This window comes from Microbacterium sp. JZ31 (assembly GCF_016805985.1).
Classification (GTDB): Bacteria; Actinomycetota; Actinomycetes; order Actinomycetales; family Microbacteriaceae; genus Microbacterium.
Map to the genome: position 1 here is coordinate 1,217,656 of NZ_CP017661.1, position 14,956 is coordinate 1,232,611.

The following is a 14,956-nucleotide window of genomic DNA, read 5'->3' on the forward strand; positions in this document are numbered from 1 at the left end:
TCTCCCGGTCCCGGGCGACGCCGTCGTCCGACGGACAGCCGCGCGCGCTCATGCGACGATCCTGTCGTCGATCGCGTCGCGGTCCCAGTCGATCCCGAGCCCGGACCTCTCGGGGGCCAGCGCGTGACCGTCGGCGATCTGCATCTCGCTCCGGGTGATGGCGCGCAGCTGCGGGATGTGCTCGACGTAGCGTCCGTTCGGCACGGCGGCGGCGAGGCTGACGTGCAGCTCCATCAGGAAGTGCGGACACACGGCGACGTTGAACGCCTCGGCGAGGTGCGCGACCTTCAGCCACGGCGTGATGCCGCCGATGCGTGCCACGTCGACTTGCACGATGCTCGCGGCGCCGCGTTCCAGGTACTCGCGGAACGGGCTGACCGCGTACATCGACTCGCCCACGGCGACCGGGATGGACGTCGAGCGCGCGAGGGTGCGGTGGCCCTCGACGTCGTCGGCGAGCATGGGCTCCTCGAACCATGCGAGGTCGAGGGACTCGAAGGCCTTGGCACGGCGGACAGCCTCGCCACGAGTCAGGGACTGGTTCGCGTCCACCATGATGTCGACGCGCTCGCCGACGGCGTCCCGCACCGCGCGCAGCCTCTCGACGTCGTCGAAGACGTGCGGGCTGCCGACCTTGATCTTGACCCCGGCCCAGCCCTCCGCCACCGACCGGCGTGCGCCCTCGACGAGCTCGTCCGGCGACAGGTGCAGCCAGCCGCCCTCGGTGTCGTAGAGCGGCACGTCGCGACGGAAGCCGCCCGCGACCTGCCAGAGCGGCGCGTCGTGGCGGAGGCATCGGAGGTCCCAGAGTGCGGTGTCGACGGCAGCCAGGGCGAGCGAGGTGATGGCTCCCGTGGTCGTCGCCCGGGTCGAGGTGAACAGCGTCATCCACGCGGCCTCGATGCGCCCCGGGTCCATCCCGATCAACCGGTCCAGCAGGTGGTCGCGCAGCATCGACAGCACGGCGCGGCCACCCGTGCCGATCGTGTAGGAGTAGCCCGTGCCCACGAGGCCATCGTCCGTCGCGATCTCGACGAAGATCGTCTCCTGTTTCAGGAAGCTCTGCACCGCGTCGGTCCGCTCGGTCTCGACGTCGAGGTCGACGAGGTAGGCACGCGCCCGGGTGATCATCGACATCGATCTCTCCTTCGTCGGTCGAGACTGCTCGTGTGGCGCCGGGGGACGCTCCGGCCGGCGGGTGCTCGTGCGTCAGGTGCCACGAGCCCGGCTCGGTCGGCGCCCGAGGTCGGAGTTGAGCACCTGTCCTACCGCGTCGCCGAGGGCGGTGTCGCGAACGGGGATCGCTCGGTGCTCGACGAAACGTCTGTGCGGTCGCCGCGGCGCCGCGCGTCGAGCACGCCGATCACCGCGCGCGCCGTGACAATATGCCGCGTCCGACTGCGACAAGCCGATGCGCTCGATCGCTGCGTCCGTCTCCGCCACGCGTCCCATCCTGAAACATCGGATGTTCCCGCGCAAGAGTGATCTTGGCCGGGGCCGTGCACGCAGGAAGTGGGCGATGACATCCGATGTCTCGGACCGACGTGGCCCGAGCTGCCCACCGCGGCGCTAGGAACCGGGCTGCACGAGCTGCTGCAGCGCCCAGGCGTTGCCGTCGGGGTCGGCGAAGTGCACGAAGCGCCCCCACGCCTGATCCTCGACACCCTGCGCGTCCACGCCGCGCTCGCGGAGGTAGGCGAGCGCGGCGTCCGCATCGTCGACCACGACCTGCACATTGCGCATGCTGCCGGGCGCATCGTCCGTGATGCCGTCGCCGAAGCTGATCGAACAGGCGGAGCCAGGCGGCGTCACCTGCACGAACCTGAGCGAGTCGTTCACGCGATGGTCGTGATCGACATTCCAGCCGAGGGTGTCGCCGTAGAACGCGACGGCGCGGTCGGTGTCGGAGACGGGCACGAAGATGAGTTCGATCCGGAAGTCCATGGGTCCTCGCTTCTCTCACGGCCGAGGGTACAAGCGGGCTCCGACATCGGCGAGGGTTCCCACGCCGCGGAGCGGGGACGCCGGGTGCACGGCGCTCTCGCACGGCGGGGCATTCCATCCGCCGCGCGATCCGACAGGATCGGACCGGAATGATCGGGCGCCGGCGCGGGTCACAGACAACGCTGGAAGGCGAAAGGGGATCGCATGATCGCGACGCTGAACCGGCTCTCGGCCCGGATCGAGGAACGTCTGGACGAAGAGCTCGACGTCGCGGGGTTCGCCCGCGACGAAGGCACCACCGAGTATCACCTGCGCCGGATGTTCTCGGCGCTCGCGGGCATGCCGCTGTCGGAGTACGTGCGCCGACGCCGCATGACGGTCGCGGCCGGCGACGTCGTCGCCGGCGAGGACCTGCTCGGTGTCGCGGTCCGGTATGGCTACGGTTCCAGCGACGCGTTCGGGCGGGCCTTCCGTGCCGTGCACGGCGCCGGACCGTCGGATGTGCGTCGCGACGGCGGGCCCCTTCGCTCACAACCGCAGCTCAGGTTCCGCCTGACCGTAGAAGGGACGACGTCCATGGACGCCCGCATCACCGAACGACCCGCATTCCGCCTCATCGGGCACGCGACGCGCGTGCCGCTGATCCACCGGGGCGCCAACCCGCACATCGAGCAGCACATCGCCTCGATCCCGATGCAGGAGCACCTGCGCCTCAAGGAGCTCGCCGACACCGAGCCCGCCGGGCTGCTGCAGGTGACGTCGGAACAGGACGACGTGACGGAGGGCAGCATGCTCACCTACCTGCACGGCGTCGCGGTCGCCGACGGATCCGCCGTGCCCGACGACCTCGACGTGATCGTCGCGCCCGCCGGCTCCTGGGTCGTCTTCCGCACATTGGGTCCGCATCCGGAGGCGCTCCAGGAGGCGTGGGCGGCGACGGCGACGGAGTGGTTCCCCTCCAATCCGTGGCGTCTGCGTCCGGGGCCCTCGATCGTGGCGATCCTGGAGCGCGCCGACGATTTCCGCACCGCCACGTGCGAGCTGTGGATGCCCGTCGAGCGCGCCTGGTCCAGCCGGCACACAGGGAACTCCCGGGGCATCCACACCGATATGGGCAGTTCAACCCCTGTCGGGGGACAGGTGGCGGTGGGAGCCTTGAGGAGTACATCGGCGTCCGGGGGATGCCGGAGTGCCGGCCATCGGCCGCATCGGGATCATGACTCCGGGGGAGCCCGTGGTCCCCACAGCCCGGGCCCGATCGACACGCACCCGTCGGATCGGTCGGACCCGGGCTCTACTTCTGCCGGCCGCGGTGCGCAAGAGTTTGCCCGACCCTCGCCGTGACGGGAGGATGGGCGCATGACCGGCGAGATCGACCGCGGCGCCGAGCGTGACGAGACACCCGCCGAGCGCTACGACCGCAACTGGAACGAGCTCCTGCAGGAGCTGCGCGTCCTCCAGACCGGCACGCAGATCCTGACCGGCTTCCTGCTCGCGCTCGCCTTCCAGCCCGCGTTCCACGATCTGACGGACGGTCAGCGCACGTTCTATCTGGTGCTCGTCGTGCTCTCGGCCGTGAGCGCCGTGATCGCGCTCGCCCCCGTCGCGCTGCACCGCCTGCTTTTCGGCGCCGGGGCCAAGGGCGCCACCGTCGCGTACGGGCACCTGGCGCTCGTCTGCGCGCTCGTGATCGTCTCGGCGCTGCTGATCGGCGTGGTGGGCTTCGTCTTCCAGGTGGTCGTGGGCACGACGAGCGCCTGGATCATGGCGGGCGGCCTGCTGCTGGTCGTGAGCGTGCTGTGGATCGTGATCCCGCTCATCGTGCGTGCTCGTCGAAAGGAGAAGCGATGACGAAACCCGTCGGGATCGCCGTCGCGCAGTTCGCGCCGACGTCGGACGCCGCCGCCAACCGGGAGGCGATCGGGGCGTTGGCCCGTCGGGCGACCGAGCGCGGCGCCTCGGTCGTGGTGTTCCCCGAGTACTCGAGCTTCTTCACGGATCCGTTCGACGCGACCCTCGCCGAGAACGCCGAGGAGCTGGACGGCCCGTTCGTGCGGGCGCTCGCCGCGCTGGCGGCCGAGCTCGGCGTGCACCTCGTGGCCGGTCTCACGGAGCGCGCGGATGACGGGCGCGTGCGCAACACGGTCGTCGCCGTGGACGGATCCGGCATCGTCGCGCTGTATCGCAAGCAGCACCTGTACGACGCGTTCGGTCAGCGCGAGTCCGACTGGATCGAGCCGGGCGCCCTCGACGCGCCGCAGACGTTCGAGGCGGGCGGCCTGAGGTTCGGGCTGATGACCTGCTACGACCTGCGCTTCCCCGAGGTGGGCCGCGCCCTGGCCGATGCGGGCGCCGACGTCGCGCTCGTACCGGCCGAGTGGGTGCGGGGCCCGCTCAAGGAACACCACTGGACGACGCTGCTCGCGGCGCGGGCGATCGAGAACACGATGTACCTCGCGGCGGCGGATCATCCGCCGACCCTCGGCGTGGGGCACTCGGCCGTGATCGATCCGCTGGGCGTGACGATCGCCTCGATCGGCACCGCGACGGACGTGACGGTCGGCTGGGCGGATCGCGACACGATCCGCAACGTGCGCCGCGTGAACCCCGCGCTCGAGCTGCGGCGATACCGCGTCGTTCCCCGCTAACGCGCGAGCGACGCGAGACGCGCCGCGGCCTCGCCCAGCACCTCGACGCGCTTGCACGCGGCGAAGCGGATGAACGTGGCGTAGTCCGCGCGACGCTCGGGCGTGACGAAGGCGGTGATGGGCACGCCCACCACTCCGGCTTCCGCGAGCGCGCCGCGGCAGAAGTCGTCCGCGTCGGTTGCGCCGAGTGAGGCGGCGTCCGCGAGCGTGAAGTACGACCCGCGCGGCGGCGACACCGCGAGGCCCGCGGCACGCAGACCGTCGCCCAGGATGTCGCTCTTGCGCCGCAGCTCGTCGGCGAGACCCGTGAAGAACGCGTCGGGCAGGCGCAGCCCCACCGCGATCGCCGGCTGGAACGGCGACCCGCTCGTGAACGTCAGGTACTGCTTGACGGTGTTCACGGCGGCGACGAGCTCGGCAGGGCCCGTGATCCAGCCGGTCTTCCAGCCCGTGGTGCGAAACGTCTTGCCTCCCGACGACACCGTCAGCGTGCGCTCCCACGCGCCGGGCAGCGTCGCGACCGGCGTGTGCGGCGCACCGAACGACAGGTGCTCGTAGACCTCGTCGGTCAGGATCACCGCGTCGTGCGCGTGCGCGAGCCGGACGATCTCCTCGAGTACGGCGTGATCGAACACGGCGCCGGTCGGGTTGTGCGGGTTGTTGACGAGGATCACGCGGGTGCGGTCGTTCACCACGGTCGCGAGCTCGTCGGGATCCGGCTGGAAGTCGGGCCAGCGCAGCGGAACGGTGCGCAGCCGGGCACCCGACAGCGCGACGCAGGCGGCGTACGAGTCGTAGTACGGCTCGAAGACGACGACCTCGTCATCCGGCGAGTCGATAAGCGCGAGCAGCGCGGCCGCGAGGGCCTCGGTCGCGCCCGCCGTCACGACGACCTGCGTGGCGGGGTCGATCTCGAGCCCGTAGAAGCGGCGCTGATGCTCGCTGATCGCCTCGCGCAGATCGAGGATGCCGATGCCCGGCGGGTACTGGTTCTCGCCGCGGGCGATCGCCTCGCGCGCGGCCTCCAGCACCTCGGCGGGGCCGTCCTCGTCGGGGAACCCCTGGCCGAGATTGATCGCGCCGGTGCTCGCGGCGAGCGCGGACATCTCGGCGAAGATCGTGCTGCCGACGGATCCGTCCGGACGGAGCAGGCCCGCGCCGGCCGCCGTACGGCGCCATGCGCCGGGGATCTGGTGCTGCATCCCGTCAGGCTACCGGCGGGATCCCGGCGATCCGGCGCCGGAAGTCACACAGACGGCTTACGGTCGTCATAGCGATCACAAAGCATCCGGCGCGACGCTGTAAGGGCTTTGGAAGAAGGAGCAGCGATGACCAACGAGCGTTCCGACGAGACAGACACCTCGAACACCGGTGCCGCGCAGGATCCCGCGACGACGCAGGACCCGACGGTGCAGCAGCCTACGACGCAGGCGGGCGAGTACCGCGCGCGGCAGGACCCGGCCGCGCAGGCGGGCGAGTACCGCGCGCCACAGGACCTGCACATCCCGCCGCGCCCGCCGGCACCGTCGTACGGTGCGCCGTTCGGCGCGCCGCCGGAGCCCCACTTCCCGGCCCCGGGCCAGCCGTCAGGCGACCAGCCGTACGGCGCCCACAGCCACGGCGCGCCGCAGGGGCAGGCCTTCGGCCACGCCGCGCACCAGCCCGGTGTGGCGCAGACCCAGGCCACGCAGCAGCTGCCGCCGGAGTTCCGGATGGCCGCCGCCGGCGCCGAGCACGACAAGCGTGCCGAGAGCCGTCGCAAGGGCGGCGCGGGCAGGGTCGCGGCGCTCCTCGTCGCCGCCGCGCTGGTCGGCGGTGCGGCGGGCATGGGCGGATCCGCCCTCCAGGATCAGCTCGCGGGCGGCACCGTGGTGGCAGGCTCCGCCACCGGACCGTCGAACATCACGGTGAACAACCCCGGCTCGGTCAACGAGGCGACCGCGATCGCGACCGAGGTGCTGCCCAGCGTGGTCACGATCGACGTGAGCGGCGACTCGCAGGCGGGCAGCGGATCCGGCGTCGTGATCAGCGAGGACGGCTACGTCGTCACGAACACGCACGTCGTGACCCTCGGCGGTGCCACGGCCGATCCGCAGATCCGCGTGACCGACGCGGACGGCCGGATCTACGGCGCCGAGGTGGTCGGCACCGACCCCACCTACGATCTGGCGGTCATCAAGCTGCAGGACGCGCAGGGCCTGACGCCGATCGAGTTCGCCGACTCGGCGAAGCTCAACGTGGGCGACACGACCGCCGCGGTCGGCGCGCCGCTGGGCCTGTCCAACACCGTCACGACCGGCATCGTCAGCGCGCTGAGCCGCAGCATCGAGATCGCGTCGGCGGCCGCGCCCGACTCCGGCGACGAGGCGCAGCCGTCGCCCGAGGACGAGGACAGCCCGTTCCGCTTCGACAATGGACTGCCCGAGCAGAGCACGCCCACCGAGTCCATCTCGATCTCGGTGATCCAGACCGACGCCGCGATCAACCACGGCAACTCGGGCGGCGCGCTCGTCGACTCGCAGGGACGGCTGATCGGCATCAATGTCGCGATCGCCTCGGCCGGCGGCAGCGAGGAGTCCGGATCGATCGGCGTCGGTTTCGCCATCCCGTCCAACATCGTCAAGCGGATCAGCGACGAGCTGATCGAGAACGGCGTCGCGACGCACGGCCTGCTCGGCGCGAGCGTGCAGCCGTCGAGCGTGGACGAGAACGCCACCACCGCCGGCGCGCTCATCGCCGAGGTCACGCAGGGCGGAGCGGCCGAGGAGGCGGGCCTGCGCGAGGGCGACATCGTGACGGAGTTCAACGGCGTCCGCATCGGCAACGCGGTCGACCTGACGGCGCAGGTGCGTGCGGTGGCGGGCGGCAGCGACGCGACGCTGACGTACGTCCGCGACGGCGAGACCCGTTCGGTCGACGTCACCCTGGGCGACCTGGAGCAGTAGTCGTCGGCTTCGCGCCCTCCGGAAGGCGAAGAGCACCCACCCCGCTACTCTGGCGGGGTGGGTTTCTCTTTCGGCGCGGGCAACGCCCGGAAGCTCGCGCGGATCCCGCTGTATGCGCTCGGACGGCTCGTCACGCTCTTCGTGCCCCGCACGGACCGCTGGGTCTTCGGCTGCGGCGCCGGCATCGGCGACGGACCGCTCGAGCTGTGGCGCGTCGCCGAGGACAACGGCCGCGACGCGGTCTGGCTGACCGACGACCCGCGCGCGGCGCGTGATGCGGCGGCCCTCGGCATCCCGACCCTGCGCGCCTCGTCGCTCGCGGGCTTCTGGGCCACGGCCCGCGCCGGCGTGATCGTCGTCGCGTACGGACTGGGCGACGTGAACCCGTATGCGATCAGCGGCGGAGTGACGGGGCGTCCGGTCGTGGCGCAGCTCTGGCACGGCATCCCGCTCAAGCGCATCGGCCTGGACGCGCCGGAGACCCTGCGCAGCCCCGTGCGGTTCGCGGCGCCGCTCATCAGCAGCGCCCTCGGCATCCTGTACCGGCTGTCCTCGCGGCGCATCGACATCCTGCCCGCCGCCTCGCATCTCGTGCGCGGGCGCCTCGAGTCGGCGTTCGGGCTGCCTCACGACCGGATCCTCGTGACCGGGGAGCCGCGCGTCGACGTCCTCTCGCGCGGCACGGCGGAGGAGCGGCGGCAGGGCGCGCGGGCGCTGCTCCGGCGGCTGATCCCGGACCTGCCCGCGGGCGAGCCCCGCCTCGTGCTGTACGCGCCCACCTGGCGCGACGGCGAGCCGGATCCCGCGGTGCCGGGCGAGGAGGACTGGCGTGCGATCGACGAGACGCTCGCGCGGCACGACGCCGTGCTGCTCGTGCGGTCGCACCGGCTGGGCGCGGGGGACTACGCCCCGCCGGCCGGGGTGCAGCGGGTGCGCGCGCTCGACGCCGACCTGCTCCCGGACGTCACCGTGGCGCTGCCGGGCCTGGACGCGCTCGTGACCGACTACTCGTCGCTCGTGTACGACGTCGCGCTCGTGCCGCTGCCCGTGCTGTTCCTGGCGCCCGACGTCGCGGCGTACGCGCGACGGCGCGGCTTCTACGGCGCATATCGCGACATCGCGGGCGACGAGGTGGCGACGACGTGGCGCGAGCTCCTGCCGCAGTTGGACGCGCTGCTGGGCGACGAGGCCGTTTCGGCCGAGCGCATCCGGCGATCTCGCGAGCTGAGCGCCCGCGTGCACGCCTTCCACGACGACCGCAGCGCCGAACGCGTGTACGCCGCGATCGCGGCCCGCACCACGGATCGAGGGGGATCATCCGCATGACAGCCCAGACCACGGCCGGCTTCGATCAGGCCGGTGCGCAGCTGGTGATCCAGGGCACGGGAGCCCGCCCAGCCTCGGCCGTCCTGTCCGGCCGGCGCGCGCGCACGACCGCGCGGATCACGGGGGCGGCAAGACGTGGACCGCGCGGTTCCCGCTGCGCGCCGCACGCTGGGGTGGTCCCGAGCTGCCGCTGCCGTCGGGCGAGTACCGCGTCGAGATCGAGGGCGTCGAGGTCGACGCCCGGCTCCCGCTGCGGCTGCTGCACGGCCTGCGCGCGAGCCTGCGCGGCGACCGGCTCGAGATCGGCCCGCCGACCGACCCCATCTACGACGGCGCCGAGGCGCAGGGCGCGCTCGAGCGGCGCTACGTCGATCACACCGCGCCGCTCGAGAACGCCGTGTTCTTCGAGAGCTTCTACGGCCGCGGCGCGGGCTGCAACCCGCTCGCGATCGACCGCGAGCTGGCGCGCGTCGCGCCCGGCGTCATCCGGTACTGGAGCGTGGTCGACCTGTCCGTGCGCGTGCCCGAGGGCGCGATCGCCGTCGTGGAGGGCAGCCCGGAGTGGTGGCGCGCCCGCAGCGTCGCGCGACTGCTCGTCGTCAACGACTGGCTGCGCCGCCGCTACGCCGGCCGCAGAGGGCAGAAGGTGCTGCAGACCTGGCACGGCACACCGCTCAAGCGCCTCGCGCTGCATCGGCCCGGTTTCGACCCGAGGCGAGCGGGTGCCGTGATCAAGGAATCGCTGCGCTGGGACGTGCTGCTCGCGCAGAATCCGTACGCCGCCCGAATCCTGCGCAAGGCGTACGCTTTCCTCGGCCGGCCGCTGTGGGTCGAGGGGTACCCGCGCAACGACGTGCTGCGCACGGGCGACGCGGCCGCGGCGCGCGCGGAGCTCGGCATCGCGCCGGGGGAGCGCGTGCTGCTGTACGCCCCCACCTGGCGTGACGACCGCCAGGAGATCGTCGACTTCCTCGACCCGGCCGCGCTCGCGGCCGCGACCGGCGCGGTGGTGCTCGTCCGCGGCCACTCCCGCACGCTCATCCCGGGGCAGGATGCCGCGGGAGCGCGGGTGATCGACGTCACGGGCTACCCCGACACGGCGCCGCTGCTGCTGGCCGCCGACGCCCTCATCACCGACTACTCGTCCGTGATGTTCGACTACGGCGTGACCGGCCGGCCGATGTACTTCCTCGTGCCCGACATGGAGCACTACCGCGGCGAGCTGCGGGGGTTCTACTTCGACCTGGCCGCGCACGCGCCGGGCCCGCTCGTGCGCACGCAGGAGGAGCTGGTCGGCGCGCTCGCCGCGGATCCCGCCGCGCACGCCGAGCGCTACGCCGAATGGACGGCCCGGTTCAACGCGCGGGACGACGGCCGGGCCGCGGAGCGCGTCGTCGCACGCATCCTGGACAGCGGGTTCGTGACCCGCTGAGGCCCGCTACGGCAGCGGGGTGTTCCGGCCGGCGAGGCGCGACGTGTCGACCGTGTCGTGCGCGCCGCGCAGCAGGCCGCCCAGGAAGCCGGCACCCCACGAGAGGTGCATGGTGGGCAGCACGGCGAGCGTCCACAGCTTGTCGCGGATCCCGGAGCCGCCGCCGGGGCCGATCGCCACGCCGAGGATCAGCAGCACGTACGCCAGCACCGGCAGGTGCAGGATCGACCAGGGCGCGCCCAGCACGCCCGTCGCCTGCAGGACGCCGAGGACCAGGCTGACCGCCACCGCGAGCACGAGCGCGGGCGGTGCGAAGAACCGCAGCGAGTTGCGCAGTCCGTAACGGCGCACGAGCTCGCCCCGCCACGTTCCCGTCGCGAGGAACTGCCGCGCGAGGCGGGGCCAGCTTTCCCGCGGCCAGTAGGTGACCGACAGCGCCGGATCGAACCAGACGCGGTAGCCGGCCGAGCGGATTCGCAGGTTCAGCTCCCAGTCCTCACCGCGACGGATCGACTCGTCGAAAAGGCCGACCTCCTCGAGCACGGTGCGTCGCATCACGCCCAGGTACGCCGATTCGGCCTCGCCCTCGTGCTCGCCGCCGTGGTACGCACCGCCGCCCAGGCCGACGCGCGAGTTGTAGGCGCGCGCCACCGCGCGCTGGAACGGTGTGCGACCGTCGGCGCGCATCACGCCGCCGACATTGCCGGCGCCCGTGCGGGCGAGCGTGCGCAGCGCGCGGGCCGTGTAGCCCGGGGCCAGCTCGGAGTGCGCGTCGACGCGCACGATCGTGGGGTGCGAGCTCGCCCGGATGGCGGCGTTCAGTCCGACGGGGATGTCCGCGGCCGGGTTGTCGACGAGCACGATCCGGTCGTCCTCGGTCGCGAGCTGCTGCGCGAGCTCGGTCGTCCCGTCGCTCGACGGGCCCAGCGCGAGCACGATCTCGACGGGCCCGTGCACATCCTGCTCGAGCACGGTCTCGACCGCGCGGCGGAGGTAGCGGGCCTCGTTCAGCACGGGCATCACGAAGGACACTCCGGAGCCGTCGGGCACCGCGGGCGCGTCGCGTCGGGGCCGTTCCCGCGGCGACGACGGCCGCTCGGCGGGATCGTTACGCATTCGTCGATCATCCCACGGGGAGGCCGGGAGACCCCGGTTAGGCTTGTCCGATGGGCATCGCGAGGGACGTCAAGAAGGCCGCGGAACTCGTCGGGAAGGCCCTCGCAGCCCGGCAGGCGAAGCAGGAGATCGCGCGTGCGATCGCCGCCCGGCCGCCGCACCCGCCGCGCGGATTCCGCATCGCCGTGTACTTCGCGGACGGCGCGGTGAACATGTACCAGCTGCGCCAGTGGTACCGCCCGCTCGCCGAGCTCGCTCGGACGCACCCGGTCGTCGTCCTGGCGCGCAATGCGACGGGCGCGGCGGCCATCCTGAACGACGACGAGATCCCCGTCGCCTACGTGCCCGGCGTGCGCGACATCGAGCGCTTCCTCGACGAGCAGGACATCCGGATCGTCCTGTACGTCAACCAGAACACCCGCAACTTCCAGATGTTCCGGTACGGCGAGCGCTGGCATGTGTTCATCAACCACGGCGAGTCGGACAAGATGTACATGACGACGAACCAGTACAAGGCGTACGACTACGCGCTGATCGCCGGTCAGGCCGCGCGCGAGCGCCTGAGCCGCACGCTGTGGGACTTCGATCTGGATCGTCGCACGATCGAGATCGGCCGGCCGCAGGCGGATCACTACTCGGGCGAGCTGCCGTACGCGCCCGACGAGCGCACGGTGGTGCTGTACGCGCCGACGTGGGAGGGCGACCGCCCCGCCGCGCACTACGGCTCGGTCGCCACCCACGGCGAGGCGCTCGTGACGGCGCTGCTCGCGACGGGCCGGCACCGCGTGATCTACCGCCCCCACCCGCGCAGCGGCGTCGTGGACCCCGAGTTCGGGGCCGCGAACCAGCGCATCATCGGTGCACTGACGGCGGCGAACGCGGCGGATCCGCAGGCCCATCACGTGTACGACGACAAGCCGGAGCTGGGCTGGCAGCTGGCAGCGGCGGACGTCGCGATCGTCGACATCTCCGCCATGGTCTACGACCGCCTCGCCGCCGGCAAGCCGCTGCTCATCACCCGCCCGGAGGATCCGGCCGCCGAGGTCGACGAGGGCGGCTACCTGTCGGCGTGCGAGTGGCTGCACGCCGCGGACGCGCCGCGGATCGTCGCCGAGGTCGAGCGGGTCCAGGCCGACCCCGAGGCGGCCGCGCGCCTGCAGCACTGGGTGACGCACTACTTCGGCGACACCACTCCCGGCGCCGCCACCGCGCGCTTCCACGCCGCGATCGACCGGCTCATGGCCACCTGGGACGACTGGCACGCCCGCTCCGCGAGCTGAGGTCACCCGCCGGAGCGCTCAGCGGCGCAGCGTCCGGGGTCACCGGTCCAGTGCCGCCGCGGTGCTCGGCCTCTCAGCGCCGCCGTGCGAGCTGTGCGGCCGCCTCGTCCCGGACGTAGCCGAGGCTCTCGATCGCCGCGACGACGCGGGCGCGCGTCGCGGGGTGGACCGCCTCGGACGCGTTGAGCACGCGCGACACCGTCTGACGGGAGACGCCGGCCGCGCGCCCGACGTCGCGGATGGTCGGCCGCCCGCTCATATCCGCACGCTCTCAGCGCGCGCCGGCGTCGCGACGGCGGACGCCAGCGCGGCGGCGCCCGCGCACAGGAGCACGGGCACGGCGATCGCCACGCTGAGGGTGATGCCCTCGGCGAGCCAGCCGATCAGCGCGGGCCCGGCGAGCAGTCCCACGTAGCCCGCGCCGACGATGCGGGACATCACGATGCCGGCGCGGGCCGCGCCGAGGCTGCCGGCGGCCGTGAAGATCTGCGGCACGGCGCCGGACAGGCCGATGCCGAACAGGATCCAGCCGGCGAGCGTGAGCGGCACCGATCCGGACATCGTCACGACGAGCAGTCCCGCGGCGGCGATGAGGGTGCCGAAGCGCACGACCGCGACCGCGCCGATCCGCGCCGAGACGCGGTCTGCCGCGAAGCGCCCCGCGGTCATGGCCACGGCGAACGCCGCGTAGGCGAGCGCCGCGGTCGATTCGGGAGCGCCGAGGTGCTCGCGGGTGTGGAGCGCGCTCCAGTCGGCGGCGACGCCCTCGGCGAGCATCAGCATGAATGCGAGCGCGCCCAGCAGGACGGCGCGGCGCGCGATCCCGCCGGAGGGTGCCTCGGTCGCGTCGGATTCCTCCGTCTCGGGGGCGGCGTCCGATGCGCGCAAGAGCCCGGGGAGTGCGAGTGCCGCCGCGACGACGGCGAGCGCGACCGGGACCGCGAAGAGCAGCGGCAGGGCCCAGCCCAGCGCGTTCGCGAGTGCGCCGAAGCCCGCGCCCAGCGCGCCGCCGACCGAGAACCACGCGTGGAAGCTCGACATGATGGGGCGGCCGTAACGTCGCTCGACGACCACGGCGTGCGCGTTCATCGCGACGTCGAGCGTGCCGTTGCCGATGCCGATCGTGAACACCGCGACCCCCAGGGTGAGCGGATCCGACGCGAACGGCGGCAGCAGCGTGGCGAGCGCGAGCAGGATGACGCCGGCGACCGTCGCGACCCGGCTGCCGGCCCGATCGACGACCCATCCGGTCGCCTGCATGGCAAGGAACGAACCCAGGCCCAGCAGCAGGAGCAGCCCGCCCAGCACGCCGTGCGAGACGCCCGCCTGCTGCTGGACGGCAGGGATGTTGACGACCCACGTCGCGAGCAGGAAGCCGTTGATGAGGAAGGCGCCGATGACGGCGCGGCGGGCGCGTCGGTTCTGCGCGGTCATGCGACGACCACCTCGACCCGCTTCTCCTCGAGCATGGCGCTCTCGTCGGGCGTGACGTCGCGATCCGTCACGAGCACGTCGAAGGACGACAGATCTGCGATCGCGGCGAACGCCGACCGGCCCCACTTCGTCGCGTCGCACACCAGGATCCGTCGCTCGGCCGACCGCATGGCCGCCTGCTTCACGGCTGCGTCCTCGGTGTCGTACGCGGTCGCACCTCCCGCGATGTCCAGCGCGCACGGCGAGATGATCGCGGTGTCGAAGCGCAGAGCGGCCAGTGAGCGCTCGGCGAGCGGACCCACGAACGAGCGCTCGCCGGGACGCAGCTCGCCGCCCGGCACGGTGACGCGGACGCGCTCGCCCTCGGCGAGGACGTCCAGTGCGGCGAGGGAGAGCGGCACGACGCGCAACGGCAGCTCGCGCACGGCGCGGGCGACCTCGAGCGTCGTGGTCCCGCTGTCGAGCACGACCGCCTCCCCGGGTGCGAGCAGCGCGGCGATCGCGCGGGCGATGCGGCGCTTGCCTTCGGGATTCGCGCCCGAGCGGGCGGCGAACGGCTCCTCGAGTCCCCGCAGTTCGGCGCGACGGGCTCCGCCGTGCACCCGTCGCAGCAGACCCTGAGCATCGAGCTCGGCGAGATCGCGACGCAGCGTCGCCTCGGAGGCGCCGAGCTCGGCGACGAGGTCGGCGACCGTGACAGCGCCTTCCTCCTGCACGCGCGCCAGGATGCGGCTGTGGCGTTCTTTCGTGGTCATGATCGAACGATAGCTCCTCATGAGCGAACGCGCGAATCAGGTGATTGGTCGGGCGGGCGACCGGGCGCTCACGAGG

General features: G+C 72.6%; 14 protein-coding genes and 1 pseudogene. 7 read left to right on the forward strand and 8 right to left on the reverse strand.

What is annotated here, in order from left to right:
• Positions 1 to 48 precede the first annotated feature (48 nt).
• Positions 49 to 1,137 (reverse strand): mandelate racemase/muconate lactonizing enzyme family protein, encoded by a 1,089-nt coding sequence (locus BJP60_RS05740; RefSeq protein WP_203138172.1) that lies wholly within the window; start codon positions 1,135 to 1,137, stop codon positions 49 to 51.
• A 432-nt stretch (positions 1,138 to 1,569) separates the two neighbouring features.
• Entirely contained in the window at positions 1,570 to 1,944 is a 375-nt protein-coding gene (locus BJP60_RS05745; RefSeq protein ID WP_203138177.1) for a glyoxalase superfamily protein, read from the reverse strand.
• Positions 1,945 to 2,148: 204 nt separating this feature from the next.
• Here BJP60_RS05745 and BJP60_RS05750 point away from each other — a divergent pair.
• The 3 genes and pseudogenes from BJP60_RS05750 to BJP60_RS05760 form a co-directional block, all read left to right on the forward strand.
• Positions 2,149 to 3,009: pseudogene (locus BJP60_RS05750) on the forward strand (AraC family transcriptional regulator); the annotation flags it as partial.
• A 294-nt stretch (positions 3,010 to 3,303) separates the two neighbouring features.
• Positions 3,304 to 3,795, forward strand: coding sequence for a DUF6328 family protein (locus tag BJP60_RS05755; RefSeq protein WP_203138179.1), 492 nt, complete (start codon positions 3,304 to 3,306; stop codon positions 3,793 to 3,795).
• Positions 3,792 to 4,592 carry a carbon-nitrogen hydrolase family protein gene (locus BJP60_RS05760; protein ID WP_203138180.1) on the forward strand — a complete coding sequence of 267 codons (801 nt, stop codon included), beginning with the start codon at positions 3,792 to 3,794 and terminating at the stop codon, positions 4,590 to 4,592. The genes BJP60_RS05755 and BJP60_RS05760 overlap by 4 nt, the downstream gene beginning before the upstream one ends.
• Here the strand turns inward: BJP60_RS05760 and BJP60_RS05765 are convergent.
• A complete protein-coding gene (locus BJP60_RS05765) occupies positions 4,589 to 5,794 on the reverse strand; it encodes an aminotransferase class I/II-fold pyridoxal phosphate-dependent enzyme (protein WP_203138182.1) in 1,206 nt (401 codons plus the stop codon). The two genes, BJP60_RS05760 and BJP60_RS05765, sit on opposite strands and share 4 nt — an antisense overlap.
• A 126-nt stretch (positions 5,795 to 5,920) precedes the next feature.
• On the opposite strand from BJP60_RS05765, the gene BJP60_RS05770 reads away from it, so the two are divergent.
• Together BJP60_RS05770 and BJP60_RS05775 are read left to right on the forward strand one after the other, a co-directional pair.
• Positions 5,921 to 7,537 (forward strand): S1C family serine protease, encoded by a 1,617-nt coding sequence (locus BJP60_RS05770; protein ID WP_203138184.1) that lies wholly within the window; start codon positions 5,921 to 5,923, stop codon positions 7,535 to 7,537.
• A 57-nt stretch (positions 7,538 to 7,594) separates the two neighbouring features.
• Positions 7,595 to 8,863, forward strand: coding sequence for a CDP-glycerol glycerophosphotransferase family protein (locus BJP60_RS05775; RefSeq protein WP_203138185.1), 1,269 nt, complete (start codon positions 7,595 to 7,597; stop codon positions 8,861 to 8,863).
• Between the two features lie 25 nt (positions 8,864 to 8,888).
• On the opposite strand, the gene BJP60_RS15510 is transcribed toward BJP60_RS05775, so the two are convergent.
• Entirely contained in the window at positions 8,889 to 9,239 is a 351-nt protein-coding gene (locus tag BJP60_RS15510) for a hypothetical protein (protein ID WP_336244367.1), read from the reverse strand.
• Positions 9,240 to 9,260: 21 nt separating this feature from the next.
• Between BJP60_RS15510 and BJP60_RS05780 the strand changes: the two genes are divergently transcribed.
• Positions 9,261 to 10,295 (forward strand): CDP-glycerol glycerophosphotransferase family protein, encoded by a 1,035-nt coding sequence (locus tag BJP60_RS05780; protein ID WP_336244368.1) that lies wholly within the window; start codon positions 9,261 to 9,263, stop codon positions 10,293 to 10,295.
• A 6-nt stretch (positions 10,296 to 10,301) separates the two neighbouring features.
• Here BJP60_RS05780 and BJP60_RS05785 read toward each other — a convergent pair whose 3' ends face one another.
• A complete protein-coding gene (locus tag BJP60_RS05785; RefSeq protein ID WP_238439632.1) occupies positions 10,302 to 11,315 on the reverse strand; it encodes a glycosyltransferase family 2 protein in 1,014 nt (337 codons plus the stop codon).
• Positions 11,316 to 11,461: 146 nt separating this feature from the next.
• Here BJP60_RS05785 and BJP60_RS05790 point away from each other — a divergent pair, with 146 nt between their 5' ends.
• Positions 11,462 to 12,691, forward strand: coding sequence for a CDP-glycerol glycerophosphotransferase family protein (locus BJP60_RS05790; RefSeq protein WP_203138187.1), 1,230 nt, complete (start codon positions 11,462 to 11,464; stop codon positions 12,689 to 12,691).
• Positions 12,692 to 12,764: 73 nt separating this feature from the next.
• Here the strand turns inward: BJP60_RS05790 and BJP60_RS05795 are convergent, their stop codons facing one another.
• From BJP60_RS05795 to BJP60_RS05805, 3 genes are read right to left on the reverse strand one after another with little or no spacing between them, the layout of a single operon-like run.
• Positions 12,765 to 12,950, reverse strand: a complete 186-nt coding sequence (locus BJP60_RS05795; protein ID WP_203138188.1) for a LacI family DNA-binding transcriptional regulator — start codon at positions 12,948 to 12,950, stop codon at positions 12,765 to 12,767.
• Complete coding sequence (locus BJP60_RS05800; RefSeq protein WP_203138189.1) at positions 12,947 to 14,125, reverse strand: MFS transporter; 1,179 nt, start codon at positions 14,123 to 14,125, stop codon at positions 12,947 to 12,949. Before BJP60_RS05800 ends, BJP60_RS05795 begins: the two co-directional genes overlap by 4 nt.
• On the reverse strand, positions 14,122 to 14,880 hold the full coding sequence (locus BJP60_RS05805) for a DeoR/GlpR family DNA-binding transcription regulator (protein WP_203138190.1): 759 nt from the start codon (positions 14,878 to 14,880) through the stop codon (positions 14,122 to 14,124). The genes BJP60_RS05800 and BJP60_RS05805 overlap by 4 nt, the downstream gene beginning before the upstream one ends.
• Between the last annotated feature and the right edge of the window lie 76 nt (positions 14,881 to 14,956).

What these genes read in the sequence shown, in the direction of transcription:
- BJP60_RS05795 (WP_203138188.1), bottom strand. Translation starts at nt 12,950, where the DNA reads ATGAGCGGGCGGCCGACCATCCGCGACGTCGGGCGCGCGGCCGGCGTC.
- BJP60_RS05790 (WP_203138187.1), top strand. Translation starts at nt 11,462, where the DNA reads ATGGGCATCGCGAGGGACGTCAAGAAGGCCGCGGAACTCGTCGGGAAG.
- BJP60_RS05785 (WP_238439632.1), bottom strand. Translation starts at nt 11,315, where the DNA reads ATGCCCGTGCTGAACGAGGCCCGCTACCTCCGCCGCGCGGTCGAGACC.
- BJP60_RS05745 (WP_203138177.1), bottom strand. Translation starts at nt 1,944, where the DNA reads ATGGACTTCCGGATCGAACTCATCTTCGTGCCCGTCTCCGACACCGAC.
- BJP60_RS05755 (WP_203138179.1), top strand. Translation starts at nt 3,304, where the DNA reads ATGACCGGCGAGATCGACCGCGGCGCCGAGCGTGACGAGACACCCGCC.
- BJP60_RS05805 (WP_203138190.1), bottom strand. Translation starts at nt 14,880, where the DNA reads ATGACCACGAAAGAACGCCACAGCCGCATCCTGGCGCGCGTGCAGGAG.
- BJP60_RS05765 (WP_203138182.1), bottom strand. Translation starts at nt 5,794, where the DNA reads ATGCAGCACCAGATCCCCGGCGCATGGCGCCGTACGGCGGCCGGCGCG.
- BJP60_RS05800 (WP_203138189.1), bottom strand. Translation starts at nt 14,125, where the DNA reads ATGACCGCGCAGAACCGACGCGCCCGCCGCGCCGTCATCGGCGCCTTC.
- BJP60_RS05770 (WP_203138184.1), top strand. Translation starts at nt 5,921, where the DNA reads ATGACCAACGAGCGTTCCGACGAGACAGACACCTCGAACACCGGTGCC.
- BJP60_RS05760 (WP_203138180.1), top strand. Translation starts at nt 3,792, where the DNA reads ATGACGAAACCCGTCGGGATCGCCGTCGCGCAGTTCGCGCCGACGTCG.
- BJP60_RS05740 (WP_203138172.1), bottom strand. Translation starts at nt 1,137, where the DNA reads ATGTCGATGATCACCCGGGCGCGTGCCTACCTCGTCGACCTCGACGTC.